Here is a 16,769-nt window from a genome sequence, read left to right as displayed (position 1 = left end):
TCCTCACATCCGGAAGACGCCGTAGCCCACCGGCTCCAGCGGGGCGTGGCGGGCGGCGGACAGGGCCATGGCGAGCACGTCGCGGGTGTCGGCGGGGTCGATGACGCCGTCGTCCCACAACCGCGCGGTGGAGTAGTAGGGGCTGCCCTGCTCCTCGTACTGGTCGCGCACGGGCGCCTTGAAGGCCTCCTCGTCCTCGGCGGACCACTCCTGGCCGCGCGCGGCCATCTGGTCGCGGCGGACGGTGGAGAGCACCGAGGCGGCCTGCTCCCCGCCCATCACCGAGATGCGCGCGTTGGGCCACATCCACAGGAACCGGGGCGAGTAGGCCCGCCCGCACATGCTGTAGTTGCCCGCGCCGAAGGACCCGCCCACGACCACGGTGAACTTGGGGACGCGGGCGCAGGCCACGGCGGTGACCATCTTCGCCCCGTGCTTGGCGATGCCGCCCGCCTCGTAGTCCCGCCCGACCATGAACCCGGAGATGTTCTGGAGGAAGACCAGCGGCACGCCGCGCCGGTCGCACAGCTCGATGAAGTGGGCGCCCTTGAGGGCGGACTCGGCGAACAGGATGCCGTTGTTGGCGACGATCCCGACCGGGTGGCCGTGCAGGTGCGCGAACCCGGTGACCAGGGTCGTGCCGTACTCGGCCTTGAACTCGGTGAACTCGCTGCCGTCCACGATCCGGCCGATGACCTCGCGCACGTCGTAGGGGGTGCGCGTGTCGGCGGGCACCACCCCGTACAGCTCCCCGGGGTCCAGCGCCGGGGGACGGGGCTCGCGCACCTCCCACGCGGGCGGTTCGGGCGGACCGAGGGTGTCGGCGATGCGCCGGACGAGGGTGAGGGCGTGCGCGTCGTCGTCGGCCAGGTGGTCGGTGACCCCCGACACCCGCGAGTGCAGGTCGCCGCCGCCCAGCTCCTCGGCGGTGACGACCTCGCCGGTGGCCGCCTTGACCAGCGGCGGGCCGCCCAGGAAGATCGTGCCCTGCTCGCGCACGATGACCGCCTCGTCGCTCATCGCCGGGACGTAGGCGCCGCCCGCCGTGCACGAGCCCAGCACCGCGGCGATCTGCGGGATGCCCATCCGCGACATCGTGGCCTGGTTGTAGAAGATCCGGCCGAAGTGCTCGCGGTCGGGGAAGACGTCGTCCTGCATGGGCAGGAACGCGCCCCCGGAGTCGGCGAGGTAGACGCACGGAAGCCGGTTGTGCAGCGCCACCTCCTGGGCGCGCAGGTGCTTCTTGACGGTCATGGGGTAGTAGCTGCCGCCCTTGACCGTGGCGTCGTTGGCGACCACGACGGTCGGGCGGCCCATGACCCGGCCCACGCCCGCGATCATCCCGGCGCCGGGAGCGTCCTGTCCGTCCGCGCCGTAGAGCCCGTACGCGGCCAGGGGGGCGATCTCCAGGAAGGGGGAGCCGGGGTCCAGGAGGAGGTCCACGCGGTCGCGCGGCAGGAGTTTGCCCCGCTCCACGTGCCGTGTCCGAGTCCTCTCCGGGCCGCCCAGGGCCGCGGTGGCGGTCCGCTCGCGCAGCTCCAGGGCGAGGGCGCGGTTCGCCGCGTCGTTGGCGGCGAACGCGGGCCCGGCGGTGTCCACCGCCGTGCCGAGCACAGATGCCCTGCTCATGGTGTCCTCTCGTGGAGGGGTGTTAATGCTCATTAACATCTGGGATGTTAGTGACTACTAACATGGGTGTCCAGGGTCCGGAGCGGTACCGGGGGAGGGGAGGAGAGCGGATGGGGGCCAGACCCGCGGGCGAGCGGCGCACGGCGCTCCTGGGCGCGGCTGCGCGGCTCTTCGCCGAGCACGGCTACCGGGGGGTGTCCATCGACGACCTCGGCCGTGCCGTCGGCACGACCGGCCCCGCCCTGTACCGCCACTTCCGCGGCAAGCAGGCGCTGCTCGGTGCGGTGCTGGTGGACATCAGCGAACGCCTGGCGCGCCAGGGCGGCGAGCTGGTGGCGCGGGCGTCGGGCGCCGAGGAGGCGCTGGAGGCCCTGCTGCGCGGGCACATCGCCTTCGCCCTGGACGAGCCAGCCCTGATCACGGTGCACGACCGGGAGCTGGGCAACCTCACCGAGGCCGACCGGCGCCGGGTGCGCCGCCTCCAGCGCGGCTACGTCGAGCAGTGGGTGGGGGTGCTGGGCGAGCTGCGCCCCGACGCCTCGGCCACCGTCCTGCGCGCCGCCGTGCACGCCGTGTTCGGGCTGCTCAACTCCACCCCGCACAGCCGGGGAGAGCTGTCGCGGCGGCACATGGCGCGGCTGCTGCTGGAGATGGGCCGGGCCGCCCTGACGGTCCCCGCGGCCGAGCCCGACTGAGCGTTCGCCCCGAGCCGGTTCCGCCGCCGTTCCCCGGCACCCGCGTGCTCCTCCGGTACCGGGCGCCCCCGTTCGCCGAGCCCGGCCCGCCCATCCCGGGATTTGGCGCCGGTCATGCCCTGCGCTGACCCGCCGCCGGGTAGACAGGGCGCCAGGCACCGGAGAGGGGGACCGCCATGAACGTGGTGAGCAGGGGTTTCCAGGGGCGCAGGGGAGGAGACCCCTCACGTGTGCCCCCGGGGCAGTACGAGACCCACGACCTCCCCGTCCTGTCGGCCGGTCCCACACCGCACGTGGACACGGCCGAATGGACCTTCGCGATCGCCGACGAGGCGGGCGGCACGCGTTCCTGGACGTGGGACGAGTTCCTGGACCTGCCCCAGGAGCGGCCCCGCGTGGACGTCCACTGCGTCACCCGCTGGTCCAGGCTGGACACCGACTGGGCGGGCGTCAGCGTGGACACCCTCCTGGAGGACGTGGAGACCGCGGCCGGGTACGCCCTGGCGGTCAGCCACGGCGGCTACACCGCCAACCTGCCGCTCCAGGACCTCACCGACGGCCGGGCCTGGGTGGTGCACAGCTTCGGCGGGGAACCGCTGGCCCCCGAACACGGCGGCCCCGCCCGGCTGCTGGTCCCGCACCTGTACTTCTGGAAGTCGGCCAAGTGGGTGCGCGGGCTGCGGCTGCTCGACGAGGACGAGCCCGGGTTCTGGGAGCAGGCCGGGTACCACGGCCACGGCGACCCGTGGCGCGAACAGCGCCACCAGGGCGACTGACGGCGGCCTGGCGGCCGGCCGGTGGGAGGCCGCGAGCGCCAGGACCCTGGTCCTGCGGCTGGTGCGCACCCCCGACAGCGTGTGGCCGGACCTGGGCGGCACCGGGGCCGTCCGGACCCGGCTCGGGCCCTGACGGGGTCCGGGGCGGGCCCTCGCGGCCCGCCCCGGCACCACGTCCGCGCCCTACACGCCGCCCGTGGCGCCGCCCGTGTTCGGGCTCTGCTCCGCCGGAGACCCGGGGGCGTCCTGCGCGGGAGCCTCCTCGGCCGGAGCCCCAGGGACCTCCTCGGCGGGGGTCTCCGGGTCCTCGTCGACCACCGGCGGCTTGGAGTCCTCCCCGAAGACCCCGTCGAAGAGGAAACCGAGCACCCCTCCGGGGCGCGAGTCGTCCTGGTCCGCGGTGGCGGCCATGGCGGCCCCCGCCCCGGCAACGGTCAGTCCGGCGGCCAGCACCGTCGCGGCGGTGATCCTGGTGAACGCACGCATACGCGCTCACGACTCCCTTCGTGTCGGGTGTCAATGCATGACGTGATTATCTTGTTACATAAAGTCACGGAAATCACGAACTCCCCCCGCACGGGTGTTTCGGACCGGCTCGGGGGAGCCGCACCGCCCTCCCCAGGGGCCGCCAACGGCGGGCAAAGTCCCCGGCAGGTCGCGGGTGGCGGCTCCCGGATCCGCCGACCCGGCCATACATTGGCCGCGGTCTTGTGGGTAGTGCTGCGTCCAACGGCCCAACGGACGCACTCAGCCGTCCCGCCCCACGACACGTCAGAAGGAGCGCTGTCTATGTCTCGGCCTCGTATCGTGGTGGTCGGCGCGGGTTTCGGTGGTCTCCACACCCTGCGCCACCTCGAACGCCGCATCCCGGCGGGGGCGGCGGACATCGCCCTCGTCGCGCCGCACGACTACATGCTCTACAGCCCCCTGCTGCCGCAGGTGGCCTCGGGACTGCTCACGCCGCAGTCGGTCGCCATGTCGGTGCACCGGCTGACCCGGCAGACCCGGTTCGTCCCCGGGCACGCCGTCGGCGTGGACCCGGGGGACCGCGTGGTCGTCGTACGGCGCCCCAGCGGCGAACTCGCCCCGGTCCGCTACGACCGCCTGGTCCTGGCGCCCGGCGGGGTCACCCGCGCCTTCGACATCCCCGGTCTGACCGAGCACGCCTACGGCGCCAAGACGCTGGCCGAGGCGGTGCTCCTGCGCGACCACGTCCTGGCCCAGCTGGAGCTGGCCAACGACAGCCGCGACCCGGCCGAACGCGAGGAGCGCTGCCGCTTCGTCGTCGTCGGCGGCGGCTACACCGGCGTCGAGACCGCGGCCTCGCTCATGCGCCTGTGCCAGGAGGCGGCCAAGCGCTACCCGGACCTGCGCTCGGTGATCCGCTGGCACCTGGTGGACATCGCGCCCAAGGTGCTGCCCGAACTCGGCGACCGCCTCGGCCGCAAGGCGCTCGACCTGCTGCGCTCCATCGGCGTCGAGGTCAAGCTCAAGGTGAGCGTGCGCGAGGTGACCGACGACAAGGTGGTGCTCACCGACGGCCGCGCCCTGCCCTGCCGCACCCTCATCTGGACGGCGGGCGTCTCACCCAGCCCGCTCATGGCGACCCTGGACAAGCCCACCCAGAAGGGGCGCCTGGAGGTCGGCGCCGACCTGCGGGTCCCCGGCCTCGACGACGTCTTCGCCGTCGGCGACGCCGCGGCGGTGCCCAACCTCTCGCACGAGGACAGCGACTACTGCCCGCCGACCGCCCAGTACGCCACGCGCCAGGCGGCCACCGTCGCCGACAACGTGGTCTCGTCCATCCTGGGGCGCCCGATGAAGGAGTTCCGGCACCGGGACATGGGGCTGGTCGTGGACCTGAGCGGCAACGACGCGCTCGCGCGCGTCATGCAGCTGGAGCTGAGCGGGCTGCCCGCGCTGGGCGTCACCCGCGGGTACCACCTGATGGCGGTGCCCTCCGCGACCGCGCGGGCGCGCATCCTGGCCAACTGGGGGATCCGCAAGGCCACCGGCGGCGACACCTCGCGCCTGGGGTTCGCCGACGGCGGGCGCCCGTCCTCGTTCGTGGCCAACGAGTCGGTCGACTACCTGGACGCGGAGGCCTCCCGCCGGGAGGGCGCGCGCCTGCTGGAGAACCTGCACGCGCGCTACGGCGTGCACTGACCGGACGCCGTCCGAGTTCTCCGCCGGAGTCCGGACCGCAGAGCCCCGCCGACCGGCCGCGGCGCCCCGTCGCGGCCGGTCGGGCGCGGGGGCGGCGGGATCAGGAACGGACCAGGCGGGCGATCGCCTCGGAGGCCTCGCGCACCTTCGCGTCCGCCTCCTCGCCGCCGTTGGCCACCGCGTTGGACACGCAGTGCTTGAGGTGCTCGTCGAGCATGGACAGCGCGAAGGACCGCAGCGCCTTGTTGGCCGCCGACGTCTGGGTCAGGATGTCGATGCAGTACTGGTCGTCCTCGACCATCCGCTGCAACCCGCGGATCTGACCCTCGATACGGCGCAGCCGGTTGATGTGGCTCTGCTTGTCGTTACTGTAACCGTGGGTCGCAGCCATGCTCCCGCTTCCGTGTCGTTCCTGCTCAGATGCCATTACCATACCCCCTCGTGGTATCCAACGGCGGGGGCCGGGAACGCATTCCGCCGGTGCGCCCCCCGCGGGCGCGCCCCGCGCCGCCGACGCGGCCGTAGTAGGAGTTTCCCAGACGAACGGGGACCGGTCGCCCTGCCCGGAGGCGCGCGCGTGCCGTGCGCGGGGGCCGTCACCGCGCGTAAACGTCCGGTCCGCTCTGGGCAACGCGGGGGTGGTGGCCCTTGCCCGCAGCCCCGCCCCGAACCGACCATGGCGGTATGACTGACAGCGCCGAGAACGACATCATGGCCACCATCCGGGGACTGATCGACGAGGAGCACGCGCTCCGCTCCACCGCCGGGGGGCTGGACCCGCAGGAGCGCGCCCGCGTCAAGCAGGTCGAGGAGGCGCTCGACCAGTGCTGGGACCTGCTCCGCCAGCGCAGGGCCCGAGAGGAGTTCGACCAGGACCCCGACGAGGCCGAGCCGCGCCCGGTCTCCGAGGTCGAGAACTACCGGCAGTAAGGGGGGCCGGACCGAAAACCCCGCGTGCTCCGCGAGCGTCAACACGGGTACAGCGGTGCCGGGCGGTGACCGCATGACCGCACGGCGCCCCACGCCGGGAGCACAGAAGGAAGCGCATGCTCACCACACTGACCGGGTTGGGCCTGGCCTCCGCGGCCGGGCTCAACGCCTACATCCCCCTCCTCCTCGTCGGACTGCTCGCACGCTTCACCGACCTGGTCCCGCTGGGAGAGTCCTGGCAGTGGATCGAGCACCCCGTCACCCTCGTGGTCCTCACCGTGCTGCTGGTCGTGGAGTTCGCGGCGGACAAGATCCCCGCGGTCGACAGCTTCAACGACGTCCTCCAGACCGTGGTGCGGCCCACCTCCGGCGGCATCACCTTCGGCGCGGGGGCCTCCGCGGTGGAGCTCGGCGAGATCACCGGGGCCGCCTCCGGCGCCGCCGCGGGCGGGGACGGGGTCTCCTGGTGGGCGGTGGTCGCGGGCGTGGTCGTCTCCCTGGCCTTCCACGCGGTCAAGGCCCTGGCCCGGCCGGTGGCCAACTCCGTGTCCCTCGGGTGCGCGGCCCCGGTCGCCTCCTTCCTGGAGGACGCCGTCAGCTTCGTCACCTCGCTGCTGGCCCTCCTGGTGCCCGTCCTCGTCCTCGTCGTGTTCCCGCTCATGGTGGCGGCGGGCGTGTGGGCGGCCCGGCGCGGGCGGCGGCTGCGCCGGGAACGCCGCGAGGCGCGGGGAACCGGGCCGCAGGGCGCGGACGCGGGCGCGCGGACCGGCGCGGAGGGCGCGAACCCGGCGGGGGAGTCCCACCCCGGGTGAGGGGCCCGGCGGGCGCGGGGGCCCGGCCGGGGTGGCGCACGACGCATTCCCCCACCGGGGCCGGTGCCCGTAAAGTGCGGTCAATGGCTGAGACGACTTTCGACCGACACGACAGCACCCACATCGTCTGGGACTGGAACGGCACCCTCCTCAACGACAACCACGCCAACCTCGCCGCGGTGAACGCCGTGTGCGAGCTGTTCGGCCGCGACCCCGTGGAGCTGGACCACTGGCGCTCCGTCTTCCGCCGCCCCCTCGTCCCCTGCTACGAGGAGCTCCTCGGCCGGGCCTTCGAGGAGGGCGAGTGGGAGCGGGCGGAGCGGCACTACGACAGCAGCTACCAGGAGCTGCTGCCCTCCTGCGAACTCACCGCGGGCGTCCCCGACGTCCTCCGGGAGTGGACCCGCGGCGGCGGCACCCAGTCCCTGCTGTCCATGGCCTCCCACGAGCACCTGGTGCCCCTCATCGAGGAGCGCGGCCTGACCGGGCACTTCACCCGGGTGGACGGCCGCCAGTTCCAGACCGAGGACGACTCCAAGGCCGAGCACCTGGTGCGCCACCTCGAACACCAGGGCATCGACCCGGCGCGGGTCGTGCTGATCGGCGACATCGACGACGACGCCCGCGCCGCCCGCGAGGCCGGGGCCCGCTCCATCCTCGTCACCAGCGGCCTGATGTCCCGCGCCCGCCTGGAGGCCACCGGCTCCCCGGTGGTCGACTCCCCGGCGGCCGCGGTGGCCGCGCTGCGCGGCGTCTGAGGCCACCGGCCGGGCCCGGGACCGCCGCCCCCGCCCCCCGGGTGCCGCGCGCCCGCGCGGGCACGGCAAAGGTCCGGTCACCGGCTCTCCCGCCCGCCCGCGGCCCCTGCCAGCGGTGGCCGCCCACGCCCGCGCGACCGCCCGGCAGTGGGCTCCGCACACCGGTTCCCTCCCACCGGTGACCTGCGCACTCGACCCGCCTCCCGGCCCCCGTCACCCCGGGGGCCGGGCCGTCGCCGCCGTCATGGGGTGTTGTTAGATGGGTCTCACAGCAACACACGGTCGGCAACACACCGTGCGGAACACAGTGCGAATGGGAAGGCGGGCCAATGACGGAGAACAGCGTGCCCCGGGTGCTCTGGAAGCCCGACGAGGAGAGGGCCGCGTCCTCCAACATCGTCGCGTTCGCCCGGTGGGCCGAGCGCGAGAAGGGGGTCCGGGCCTTCGGCGACGCCTCCGCCGCGTCCTTCGACTACGACTCCCTGTGGCGCTGGTCGGTCACCGACGTCGACGGCTTCTGGGAGTCGGTCTGGGAGTACTACGGCGTGCGCTCCGAGACCCCCTACGAGCGGGTCCTGGGCGAGCGCACCATGCCCGGAGCCGAGTGGTTCCCCGGGGCCGCCCTCAACTACGCCCGGCACATCTTCGAGGGCCGCGACGACGACCGCGTCGCCATCCGCCACGCCACCGAACTGCGCGGCCTCGGCGAGTGGACCTGGGGCGACCTGCGCCGCCGCACCGCAGCCATCGCCGCCGGACTGCGCGAACTGGGCGTGGGCCCCGGCGACCGCGTCGTGGCCTACCTGCCCAACCTGCCCGAGACCGTCGCCGCCTTCTACGCCGCGGCCTCCCTGGGCGCGGTGTGGTCCTCCTGCTCCCCGGACTTCGGAGTGCGCAGCGTCATCGACCGCTTCGCCCAGATCGAGCCCAAGGTCCTGCTCGCCGTGGACGGCTACCGCTACGGGGGCAGGGACTTCGACCGCCGCCCCGTCGTGGAGGAGCTGCGCGCGGCCCTGCCCACCGTCGAGCACACCGTCCTGCTCGACTACCTCCACCCCGGAGAGCCCCTCGACGGCACCCTGTCCTGGGGCCGACTGGAGGAGTCCGGGGCCGGGGCCGAGCTGGAGTTCGCCTCCGTCCCCTTCGACCACCCCCTGTGGGTGCTCTACTCCTCGGGCACCACCGGTCTGCCCAAGGCCATCGTCCACGGGCACGGCGGCATCCTGCTCGAACAGCTCAAGAACCTCCACCTGCACCTGGACGCCCAGGAGCACGACCGGGTCTTCTGGTTCACCACCACCGGCTGGATGATGTGGAACTTCCTGGTCAGCGTGCTGCTGACGAAGGCCTCCATCGTCCTGTACGACGGCAGCCCCGCGGCCCCCGACCTGGGCGCCCTGTGGGACCTGGCCGCCGAGGCCGGGGTCACCGTCTTCGGCACCAGCGCCGGGTTCCTCTCCTCCTGCATGAAGGAGGGCGTCCACCCCCGCCGGGGCCGCGACCTGTCCGCGCTCAAGGCCATCGGCTCCACCGGCTCGCCGCTCAGCCCCGAGGCCTTCTCCTGGGTCTACGAGGAGTTCGGCGAGGACCTGTGGCTGTTCTCCACCTCCGGCGGCACCGACGTGTGCAGCTGTCTGGTCGGCGGCACCCCGACCCTGCCCGTCCACGAGGGCGAGATCCAGTCCCGGGCCCTGGGCATGGCCGTGGCCTCCTGGGACCCCGACGGCAAGGAGCTGGTCAACGAGGTCGGCGAACTCGTCGTCACCGAACCCGCCCCGTCCATGCCGCTGTTCCTGTGGGGCGACGACAGCGGCGAGCGGCTGCGCGAGAGCTACTTCTCCGTCTACCCGGGCGTCTGGCGGCACGGCGACTGGATCGCGATCACCGACCGCGGCACCGCGGTCATCTACGGCCGCTCCGACTCCACCATCAACCGCGGCGGCGTGCGCATGGGCACCAGCGAGATCTACCGCGCGGTCCTGGCCCTGGACGAGGTCGTCGACGCGCTGGTCGTGGACGTGCCCCAGGCCGACGGCTCCTCCCGGATCGAGCTGTTCACCGTGCTGCGGGAGGGCGCCGACCTGGAGGGCGACCTGCCCCGGGAGATCGCCCGCCGCATCCGCACCGACTGCTCGCCCCGCCACGTGCCCGACCGCGTCCGCGTCATCGGCGCGGTGCCCCGGACCCTGTCGGGCAAGGTCCTGGAGGTGCCGGTCAAGCGCATCCTCATGGGGGAGCGGCCCGACCGGGTCGCCAGCCGCGACTCACTGGCCAACCCCGAGGCGCTCGACTTCTTCAGCACCCTGGCCGGGGAGCGGGAGAACGCGGGCTGACGGCGACCGCGCCGGGGCGCGTGGCCGGTGACGGCCACGCGCCCCGGCCCGTTGTTGCCGCGCGGGCGACGGCATAGCCTGACGGGCGTGACACAGAACCAGTCCGGCGAGACCTCCGCCGCCCCCGCGGGCCCGTCCTCGGGCCGGGGCCGGATCGACGGCATCGACGCCGCACGCGCCCTCGCGGTGTTCGGGATGTTCGTCGTCCACCTCGGGGTGGAGTCCATGGGGCTGCTGTCGCCCGAGGGCTACGCCTGGGACGTGCACGGCGTCGTGCGCGGCAACTCCTCGGCGCTCTTCGCCCTCCTGGCGGGGACCTCCCTGGCCATGATGACCGGGCGCACCGACCCGGTCGGCGGCGACCGCCTGCGCGGGGCCGTCGTGCGCATCCTCACCCGCGCGGCGCTCATCGGCGTGCTGGGCCTGGTACTGGACCTCATGGGGGTCCCGGTCGCCATCATCCTGACCTACTACGCGGGCTTCTTCGTGCTGGCCCTGCCCCTGCTCAAGCTGCGCGCGGGCGCGCTGTGGACGGTGGCGGGCGCCCTGGCCGTGCTCGGCCCGCCGCTCTCGTTCCTGCTGCGCGACGACGTCTTCCCGCCCTCGCCGCGCACGTCCTCGCTGGCCTCGCTCAGCGAGTTCCTCCTGACCGGCTACTACCCGGCGATCACCTTCATGGCCTTCGTGACCGCGGGGATGGCGCTGGGGCGGCTGGACCTGGCCGCCACCGCGGTGCGGCTGCGCCTGCTGGCCTCCGGCGCGGCCCTGCTCCTGCTCGGCCACCTCGGCTCCTGGGTCCTGCTCGGCCCGCTGGGCGGCATGGACCGCCTGGTGCGGGCCAGCGGCCCCGCCCTGACCGGCCTGCCCTCCGGGGAGGCGACCGACGAGGCGACGGCGGCCCTGGTGCGCGCCGCGGTGGTGGAGGAGACGCAGTCGCTCTCGGGCCAGGTGCCCACCGACTCCTGGTGGTGGCTGGCGGTCGGCACGCCCCACACCGGTACCACCTTCGAGATCGCCGAGGCGGTCGGCCAGGGACTCGTGGTGCTGGTGGTGTGCATGTTCCTGTGCGACCGCTTCCGGGTCCTCATGTACCCGCTGACCTCGGTCGGCCGGATGCCGCTGACCGTCTACACCGGGCACATCCTGGCCCTGGCGGTGGTCATCGCCGCCTCCGGCGGGATCGGCTGGCACCAGCCGTGGCTGCTGGAGGGCTTCGTCCTGGGGGCGCTGGCCTTCGCCACCCTGTGGCGGCTGACGGCGGGCAGGGGACCGGCCGAACTCCTCCTGGGCGAGGCCGCCGACGGCATGGTCGCCCTGGTGGAGGAGCGAAGATCCGCCGCCCACGGGCGCCCTCCCCGCCGTCCTAGCGACGATCCCCCCGCGTGATCCTGGCCGAGGTGCGGTCGCGGTGGGCCAGGGAGTCGGTGGTGGTCCGCGCGTTCTGGCGCATGAGCCTGCGCGCGTCGTCGGCCGCCGACCGCGCGACCGCCGGACTGGCCACGGGACGCTGCGCGACCTCGGCGTCCTCGGGCAGGCCGATGTCCATGGGCAGCCCCGCCCTGCTGATCACCCGAAGCTGCGCGTCCTCCTGCGACCTGGAGGGCCGGATGTCGCCGTCGGGGGTGCGCCACGCCTTCAGGCGGGCGTGCAGCCAGTCGGTGCCCTGGTAGTCGGGGCCGCTCGGCCAGGGCACGCCGTCGGGGCGGTGCCCCAGCGCGTGCAGGGCGTCGGCGACGGTCCACCCGGCCGAGAAGAAGCGCGCGGTCTCGTCGCGCAGCACGCGAAAGTCCACGCGGCGCAGGGACGCCTCCTCACGGCGCAGCGTCTCGCAGGCCTCGTGCACGTCGCGGGGGGTGTGCCGGGCGCGGTGCAGGGGGTCGGCCTCCGGTTTGCGCAGCAGGGAGTCGTCCACCGTCACGATCACCTCGCCGCGGCGGTTGTCCCAGACGCTGACCTCCTCGCGCGCCCACCCCTGGGACTCGGCCAGGGCCACCGCCATCCTGCGCAGGTCGACCCGCTCGTCATCGCTGCTGATCCGGAACTCCGCCATGTCCCCAGCCTAGACGAGCCCTTCCCCCGGGCCTGCGAGGACGGGGAGAGGGCGTCCCCGGCAGTGGACTCGGCAGGTCCCGGGCGGCTCCTCGCCGGGCCACCGCCCCCTCCCGCCCGGCCCGGACCGCGCCGGACCCCCCTGACCCCGCTCAGCCCCGCTCCACCGGGCGGGCCATCACCAGCTGCGGTCCCCCCGCCGCGTCCACGAAGCGGCGGCCGGTGAAGACGAACCCGGCGCGCCCGTAGACGCGGGCCGCCGCGTGGTTGGCCTCGTCCACGCACAGCACCAGCTCGGCCGCCTCCGGCGCCACCTGCGCCGCCAACCGGTCCAGCAGCGGCGGAGAGCACACGGCCCTTCCCACGCCCCGGTTCTGCCAGGCGGTGGTGACGTAGAAGGCGCGCAGCAGCACCGCCCGCGCCGGGTCGGGTACCAGGTCGCGCGCGTGCACGGCCCGGTCCAGCACGCCGAAGCCCGCGCAGGCCGCCCGCGCCCCGGCGGCGTCGGCGACGGCTCCCGGGCCGACGACGGCGAAGGGCGTGCGTGCCGGGTCGGCGTCGGCGGCGGGCAGGGTGGTCACCGGCAGCCGCACGTGGCCGCGCTGACCGGGCGGCAGGCGGTGGCGCAGCACGGTCTCCCGCAGCAGGTCCGCCTCCGGCGTGGCCCTGTCCAGCCTCACCAGGCGCACCGGCTCCGCCCCGTCCGCTCGTGGCTCGCTCCGCTCTCCGGCCGACATCACCGCTCCCGTCACCTCGGGTCCGCTCCTCCGGCTCCCGGGCCGGCGGGGCGGGCCGGGGGGAGGATTCGGGCCAGTCTCGCATCCCGCCCACGTGGCGAAAAGGGAGTGGTCCGGTCTAGACCGCGCATGTCCATCCCAGCGGTGACAGAACAGCGCGGATGTCCTTTTCTGAGGGTTTTCCGTGCCGGATTGGAGGAAAGGACGACGAATACCCAGAGCAGGCGTTGGAGGCTCCTCCAACCTTGGGCGGCTCGATCCGGACGGATGCTGACGGCGGCTCCGCCCGGCGTTAGGGTGACTGCCTGACGGCCCGGCCCCGGGGGAAGAACTCCCCGCGCGCCGCGCCGCGAGCCCCGTTTCCGCTGGCCACAGCGGACGGGCAGGCCAGCAACCCGACGAGCTGTAGGTGCCCGTGCCCCACACCGCATTCGCGCCCGAGGCGGCGACCAACCGCGAACTCCGCGCGTTCCTGCACGGCCTCCCGGGCGTGGACGAGGTCGGCGCGCGAGCCCGCGCCCAGGACCTGTCCACCCGGTCGGTCAAGACCACCGCCAAGGCCCGGGCCATCGACCTGGCCATCACCATGGTGGACCTGACCACCCTGGAGGGCGCCGACACCCCCGGCAAGGTCCGGGCCCTGTGCGCCAAGGCCGCCCACCCCGACCCCGCCGACACCACCGTGCCCCGCGTGGGCGCCGTGTGCGTCTACCCCGACATGGTCGCCACCGCCGTCGAGGCGCTGCGCGGCACCGGGGTCGGCGTGGCCTCGGTGGCCACCGCCTTCCCCTCCGGCCGGGCGCCCATGGAGGTCAAGCTCGCCGACACCCGCCGCGCGGTCGCCGACGGCGCCAGCGAGATCGACATGGTCATCGACCGCGGCGCCTTCCTGTCCGGCGACTACCTCAAGGTGTTCGAGGAGATCGCCGCGGTCAAGGAGGCCTGCGGCACCGCCCACCTCAAGGTCATCCTGGAGACCGGCGAGCTGGCCACCTACGACAACGTGCGCCGCGCCTCCCACCTGGCCATCCGGGCCGGGGGCGACTTCGTCAAGACCTCCACCGGCAAGGTGTCCCCGGCCGCCACCCTGCCGGTCACCCTCGTCATGCTGGAGGCGGTCCGCGACCACCACGCCGCCACCGGCAGGCGCGTGGGCGTCAAGCCCGCGGGCGGCATCCGCACCACCAAGGACGCCATCCGCAACCTGGTCCTGGTCAACGAGGTCGCCGGCCCCGACTGGCTGACCCCCGACCTGTTCCGTATCGGCGCCTCCAGCCTCCTCAACGACCTGCTCATGCAGCGCACCAGGCTGTCCACCGGCACCTACCCGGGCCCCGACTACTACACGCTGGACTGAGAGCCGTGATCTTCGAGTACGCGCCCGCACCGGAGTCCCGCTCCGTCGTCACCCTGCGCGAGAACTACGAGCTGTTCGTCGACGGCGCCTTCACCCCGGCCGAGGGCGGCGAGTACCTCACCACCCTCAACCCCGCCGACGAGACCGAGCTCGCCCGGGTCGCCGTCGCCGGACCCGCCGACGTGGACCGGGCCGTCGCCGCCGCCCGCCGCGCCTTCGACACCGTCTGGGGGCCGATGCCCGGCGCCGAGCGCGGCAAGTACCTGTTCCGCATCGCCCGCATCATCCAGGAGCGCTCGCGCGAGCTGGCCGTGCTGGAGTCGATGGACAACGGCAAGCCCATCAAGGAGACGCGCGACGTCGACCTGCCGCTGGTCGCCGCGCACTTCTTCTACCACGCGGGGTGGGCCGACAAGCTCGCCCACGCCGGGCTGGGCCCCGACCCGCGCCCGCTGGGCGTGGCCGCCCAGGTCATCCCGTGGAACTTCCCGCTGCTCATGCTCGCCTGGAAGGTCGCACCGGCGCTGGCCACCGGCAACACCGTCGTGCTCAAGCCCGCCGAGACCACCCCGCTCACCGCGCTGGCCTTCGCCGAGATCTGCCAGGAGGCCGACCTGCCCCCGGGCGTGGTCAACATCCTCACCGGCGCGGGCGAGACCGGCCGGGCCCTCGTGGAGCACCCGGGCGCCGACAAGGTGGCCTTCACCGGCTCCACCGGAGTGGGCCGCCAGATCGCCCGCTCGGTCGCGGGCACCGGCAAGCGCCTCACCCTGGAGCTGGGCGGCAAGGGCGCCAACATCGTCTACGACGACGCGGCCCTGGACCAGGCGGTCGAGGGCATCGTCTCGGGCATCTTCTTCAACCAGGGCCACGTGTGCTGCGCGGGTTCGCGGCTGCTGGTCCAGGAGTCGATCGCCGAGGAACTGCTGCCCCGGCTCAAGGAGCGCATCGCCAGGCTGCGCCTGGGCGACCCGCTGGACAAGAACACCGACATCGGCGCGATCAACTCCGCCGCGCAGCTGGAGCGCATCCGCGAACTCACCGACACCGGCGAGGCCGAGGGCGCCGAGCGCTGGTCGCCCGCCTGCGAGCTGCCCGCGAGCGGCTACTGGTTCGCGCCCACCGTCCTGACCGGCGTCAGCCAGTCCCACCGCGTGGCCCGCGAGGAGATCTTCGGCCCCGTGCTCTCGGTGCTGACCTTCCGCACCCCCGAGGAGGCCGTGGCCAAGGCCAACAACACCCCCTACGGCCTCTCCGCCGGGGTGTGGACCGAGAAGGGCTCGCGCATGCTCTGGACCGCCGAACGCCTGCGCGCCGGAGTGATCTGGTCCAACACGTTCAACAAGTTCGACCCGACCAGCCCCTTCGGCGGCTACAAGGAGTCGGGATACGGCCGCGAGGGCGGGCGGCACGGATTGGAGGCCTACCTTGGCTGAGCGGCGCGAGAACCGGAAGACCGCCAAGAGCGCGGCCAAGGCCGTCAAGGCCGCGAAGGGCACGGCCGACGCCGCCGCGCCCGCCCGGCTGGCGGTCCGCAAGACCTACAAGCTCTACCTGGGCGGGGCCTTCCCCCGCTCGGAATCGGGCAGGAGCTACCCCGTGACCTCCGCCAGCGGCCAGCACCTGGCCAACGCCTCGCTCGCCTCCCGCAAGGACGCCCGCGACGCCGTGGCCGCCGCGCGCAAGGCCTTCGGCGGCTGGTCGGGCCGCACCGCCTACAACCGCGGCCAGATCCTGTACCGGGTCGCGGAGATGCTGGAGGGGCGCCGCGACCAGTTCGCCGCCCAGGCCGTGGCCGCGCAGGGCCTCTCCCGCGCCGACGCCGAACGCGTGGTCGACGCCGCCGTGGACCGGTGGGTGTACTACGCGGGCTGGACCGACAAGGTCGCCCAGGTCCTGGGCGGCGCCAACCCCGTCTCGGGTCCCTACTACAACCACTCCGCGCCCGAGCCCACCGGCGTGGTCGCGGTGTTCGCCCCCCAGAACGCGCCGCTGCTCGGCCTGACCTCCGTGGTCGCCCCCGTGATCGCCACCGGCAACACCGCCGTCGTGGTCACCTCCGGGGACGCTCCGCTGGCCGCGATCGACCTGGCCGAGGTGCTGGCCACCTCCGACCTGCCGGGCGGCGTGGTCAACCTGCTCACCGGACGCGTGCCGGAGCTGGGCCCCCACCTGGCCTCGCACGCCGACGTCAACGCCCTGGACCTGACCGGCGCCGGGGACCTGGCCGCGGAGTTCGAGAGGGCCGCCGCCGACACCCTCACCCGGGTGCTGCGCCCGGGCCCCGGCTCCGACGGCGGCGAGGAGGCCTGGCTCGACCCCGACCCCGGCACCGCGCGCCTGAAGCCCTTCCTGGAGACCAAGACGGTCTGGCACCCCGTGGGGATCTAGGGGGCGCCGAGGCCGCGGCCGGTGTGACACACGGGTTCCACCGGCGACGATCCCGTACCCGCGGCGCGTCCGGGCCGCCCGGACGCGCCGCGGGTAGCAGGATCACGCGTACGGCACCGCGTCCGTGAACCCTTCC

Annotated in this window: 16 protein-coding genes; 11 read left to right on the top strand and 5 right to left on the bottom strand. The window is 73.9% G+C overall.

The features are described from left to right. Positions 1-3: 3 nt before the first annotated feature. Entirely contained in the window at positions 4-1,614 is a 1,611-nt protein-coding gene (locus EV372_RS02465; RefSeq protein ID WP_130398716.1) for a carboxyl transferase domain-containing protein, read from the bottom strand. Positions 1,615-1,739: 125 nt separating this feature from the next. Here EV372_RS02465 and EV372_RS02460 point away from each other — a divergent pair, with 125 nt between their 5' ends. Both EV372_RS02460 and EV372_RS02455 read left to right on the top strand, forming a co-directional pair. After that, positions 1,740-2,324 carry an SACE_7040 family transcriptional regulator gene (locus EV372_RS02460; protein ID WP_130394674.1) on the top strand — a complete coding sequence of 195 codons (585 nt, stop codon included), beginning with the start codon at positions 1,740-1,742 and terminating at the stop codon, positions 2,322-2,324. Positions 2,325-2,500: 176 nt separating this feature from the next. Continuing rightward, entirely contained in the window at positions 2,501-3,100 is a 600-nt protein-coding gene (locus tag EV372_RS02455) for a molybdopterin-dependent oxidoreductase (protein ID WP_130394673.1), read from the top strand. Between the two features lie 183 nt (positions 3,101-3,283). On the opposite strand, the gene EV372_RS02450 is transcribed toward EV372_RS02455, so the two are convergent. Further along, positions 3,284-3,586: a hypothetical protein gene (locus EV372_RS02450; protein WP_130394672.1), complete on the bottom strand. Its 303-nt coding sequence runs from the start codon at positions 3,584-3,586 to the stop codon at positions 3,284-3,286. Between the two features lie 303 nt (positions 3,587-3,889). Here EV372_RS02450 and EV372_RS02445 point away from each other — a divergent pair, with 303 nt between their 5' ends. Then, positions 3,890-5,266 (top strand): FAD-dependent oxidoreductase, encoded by a 1,377-nt coding sequence (locus EV372_RS02445; protein ID WP_130394671.1) that lies wholly within the window; start codon positions 3,890-3,892, stop codon positions 5,264-5,266. A gap of 100 nt (positions 5,267-5,366) precedes the next feature. Here the strand turns inward: EV372_RS02445 and EV372_RS02440 are convergent, their stop codons facing one another. Beyond that, a complete protein-coding gene (locus EV372_RS02440) occupies positions 5,367-5,657 on the bottom strand; it encodes a metal-sensitive transcriptional regulator (RefSeq protein ID WP_047869300.1) in 291 nt (96 codons plus the stop codon). 293 nt (positions 5,658-5,950) lie between these two features. On the opposite strand from EV372_RS02440, the gene EV372_RS02435 reads away from it, so the two are divergent. The 5 genes from EV372_RS02435 (at position 5,951) to EV372_RS02415 (ending at position 11,485) form a co-directional block, all read left to right on the top strand. Next, a complete protein-coding gene (locus tag EV372_RS02435) occupies positions 5,951-6,196 on the top strand; it encodes a DUF2630 family protein (RefSeq protein WP_130394670.1) in 246 nt (81 codons plus the stop codon). 116 nt (positions 6,197-6,312) lie between these two features. Beyond that, on the top strand, positions 6,313-7,008 hold the full coding sequence (locus EV372_RS02430) for a DUF4126 domain-containing protein (RefSeq protein WP_130394669.1): 696 nt from the start codon (positions 6,313-6,315) through the stop codon (positions 7,006-7,008). A gap of 83 nt (positions 7,009-7,091) precedes the next feature. Further along, the gene (locus EV372_RS02425; RefSeq protein WP_130394668.1) at positions 7,092-7,766 is read left to right on the top strand and encodes an HAD family hydrolase; all 675 of its coding nucleotides are present in this window, start codon (positions 7,092-7,094) and stop codon (positions 7,764-7,766) included. A gap of 329 nt (positions 7,767-8,095) precedes the next feature. Further along, positions 8,096-10,099, top strand: coding sequence for an acetoacetate--CoA ligase (locus EV372_RS02420; RefSeq protein WP_130394667.1), 2,004 nt, complete (start codon positions 8,096-8,098; stop codon positions 10,097-10,099). 87 nt (positions 10,100-10,186) lie between these two features. Further along, the gene (locus tag EV372_RS02415; RefSeq protein ID WP_130394666.1) at positions 10,187-11,485 is read left to right on the top strand and encodes a heparan-alpha-glucosaminide N-acetyltransferase domain-containing protein; all 1,299 of its coding nucleotides are present in this window, start codon (positions 10,187-10,189) and stop codon (positions 11,483-11,485) included. Here the strand turns inward: EV372_RS02415 and EV372_RS02410 are convergent. Both EV372_RS02410 and EV372_RS02405 read right to left on the bottom strand, forming a co-directional pair. Continuing rightward, positions 11,463-12,149, bottom strand: a complete 687-nt coding sequence (locus tag EV372_RS02410; RefSeq protein ID WP_130394665.1) for a hypothetical protein — start codon at positions 12,147-12,149, stop codon at positions 11,463-11,465. The genes EV372_RS02415 and EV372_RS02410 overlap by 23 nt on opposite strands. Positions 12,150-12,300: 151 nt before the next feature. Continuing rightward, positions 12,301-12,885 (bottom strand): GNAT family N-acetyltransferase, encoded by a 585-nt coding sequence (locus EV372_RS02405; protein ID WP_130398715.1) that lies wholly within the window; start codon positions 12,883-12,885, stop codon positions 12,301-12,303. A 409-nt stretch (positions 12,886-13,294) separates the two neighbouring features. Here EV372_RS02405 and deoC point away from each other — a divergent pair, with 409 nt between their 5' ends. The 3 genes from deoC to EV372_RS02390 are packed head-to-tail and all read left to right on the top strand — an operon-like array spanning position 13,295 to position 16,633. After that, positions 13,295-14,242, top strand: coding sequence for a deoxyribose-phosphate aldolase (gene deoC, locus EV372_RS02400; RefSeq protein ID WP_013154262.1), 948 nt, complete (start codon positions 13,295-13,297; stop codon positions 14,240-14,242). Positions 14,243-14,247: 5 nt separating this feature from the next. After that, positions 14,248-15,678 (top strand): aldehyde dehydrogenase family protein, encoded by a 1,431-nt coding sequence (locus EV372_RS02395; protein ID WP_130394664.1) that lies wholly within the window; start codon positions 14,248-14,250, stop codon positions 15,676-15,678. Further along, positions 15,671-16,633, top strand: a complete 963-nt coding sequence (locus EV372_RS02390; RefSeq protein WP_130394663.1) for an aldehyde dehydrogenase family protein — start codon at positions 15,671-15,673, stop codon at positions 16,631-16,633. Before EV372_RS02395 ends, EV372_RS02390 begins: the two co-directional genes overlap by 8 nt. Positions 16,634-16,769: the final 136 nt, after the last annotated feature.

The organism is Nocardiopsis sp. CNZ308 (assembly GCF_004217075.1).
Note: the sequence above shows the minus strand (reverse complement) of the source record. Positions and strands in the feature narration are given on the sequence as shown.

Bases quoted from the DNA above. Each gene is read 5' to 3' on its own strand.
- EV372_RS02460 (WP_130394674.1), top strand. From the start codon at position 1,740: ATGGGGGCCAGACCCGCGGGCGAGCGGCGCACGGCGCTCCTGGGCGCG.
- EV372_RS02455 (WP_130394673.1), top strand. From the start codon at position 2,501: ATGAACGTGGTGAGCAGGGGTTTCCAGGGGCGCAGGGGAGGAGACCCC.
- EV372_RS02450 (WP_130394672.1), bottom strand. From the start codon at position 3,586: ATGCGTGCGTTCACCAGGATCACCGCCGCGACGGTGCTGGCCGCCGGA.
- EV372_RS02445 (WP_130394671.1), top strand. From the start codon at position 3,890: ATGTCTCGGCCTCGTATCGTGGTGGTCGGCGCGGGTTTCGGTGGTCTC.
- EV372_RS02440 (WP_047869300.1), bottom strand. From the start codon at position 5,657: ATGGCTGCGACCCACGGTTACAGTAACGACAAGCAGAGCCACATCAAC.
- EV372_RS02435 (WP_130394670.1), top strand. From the start codon at position 5,951: ATGACTGACAGCGCCGAGAACGACATCATGGCCACCATCCGGGGACTG.
- EV372_RS02430 (WP_130394669.1), top strand. From the start codon at position 6,313: ATGCTCACCACACTGACCGGGTTGGGCCTGGCCTCCGCGGCCGGGCTC.
- EV372_RS02425 (WP_130394668.1), top strand. From the start codon at position 7,092: ATGGCTGAGACGACTTTCGACCGACACGACAGCACCCACATCGTCTGG.
- EV372_RS02420 (WP_130394667.1), top strand. From the start codon at position 8,096: ATGACGGAGAACAGCGTGCCCCGGGTGCTCTGGAAGCCCGACGAGGAG.
- EV372_RS02410 (WP_130394665.1), bottom strand. From the start codon at position 12,149: ATGGCGGAGTTCCGGATCAGCAGCGATGACGAGCGGGTCGACCTGCGC.
- EV372_RS02405 (WP_130398715.1), bottom strand. From the start codon at position 12,885: ATGTCGGCCGGAGAGCGGAGCGAGCCACGAGCGGACGGGGCGGAGCCG.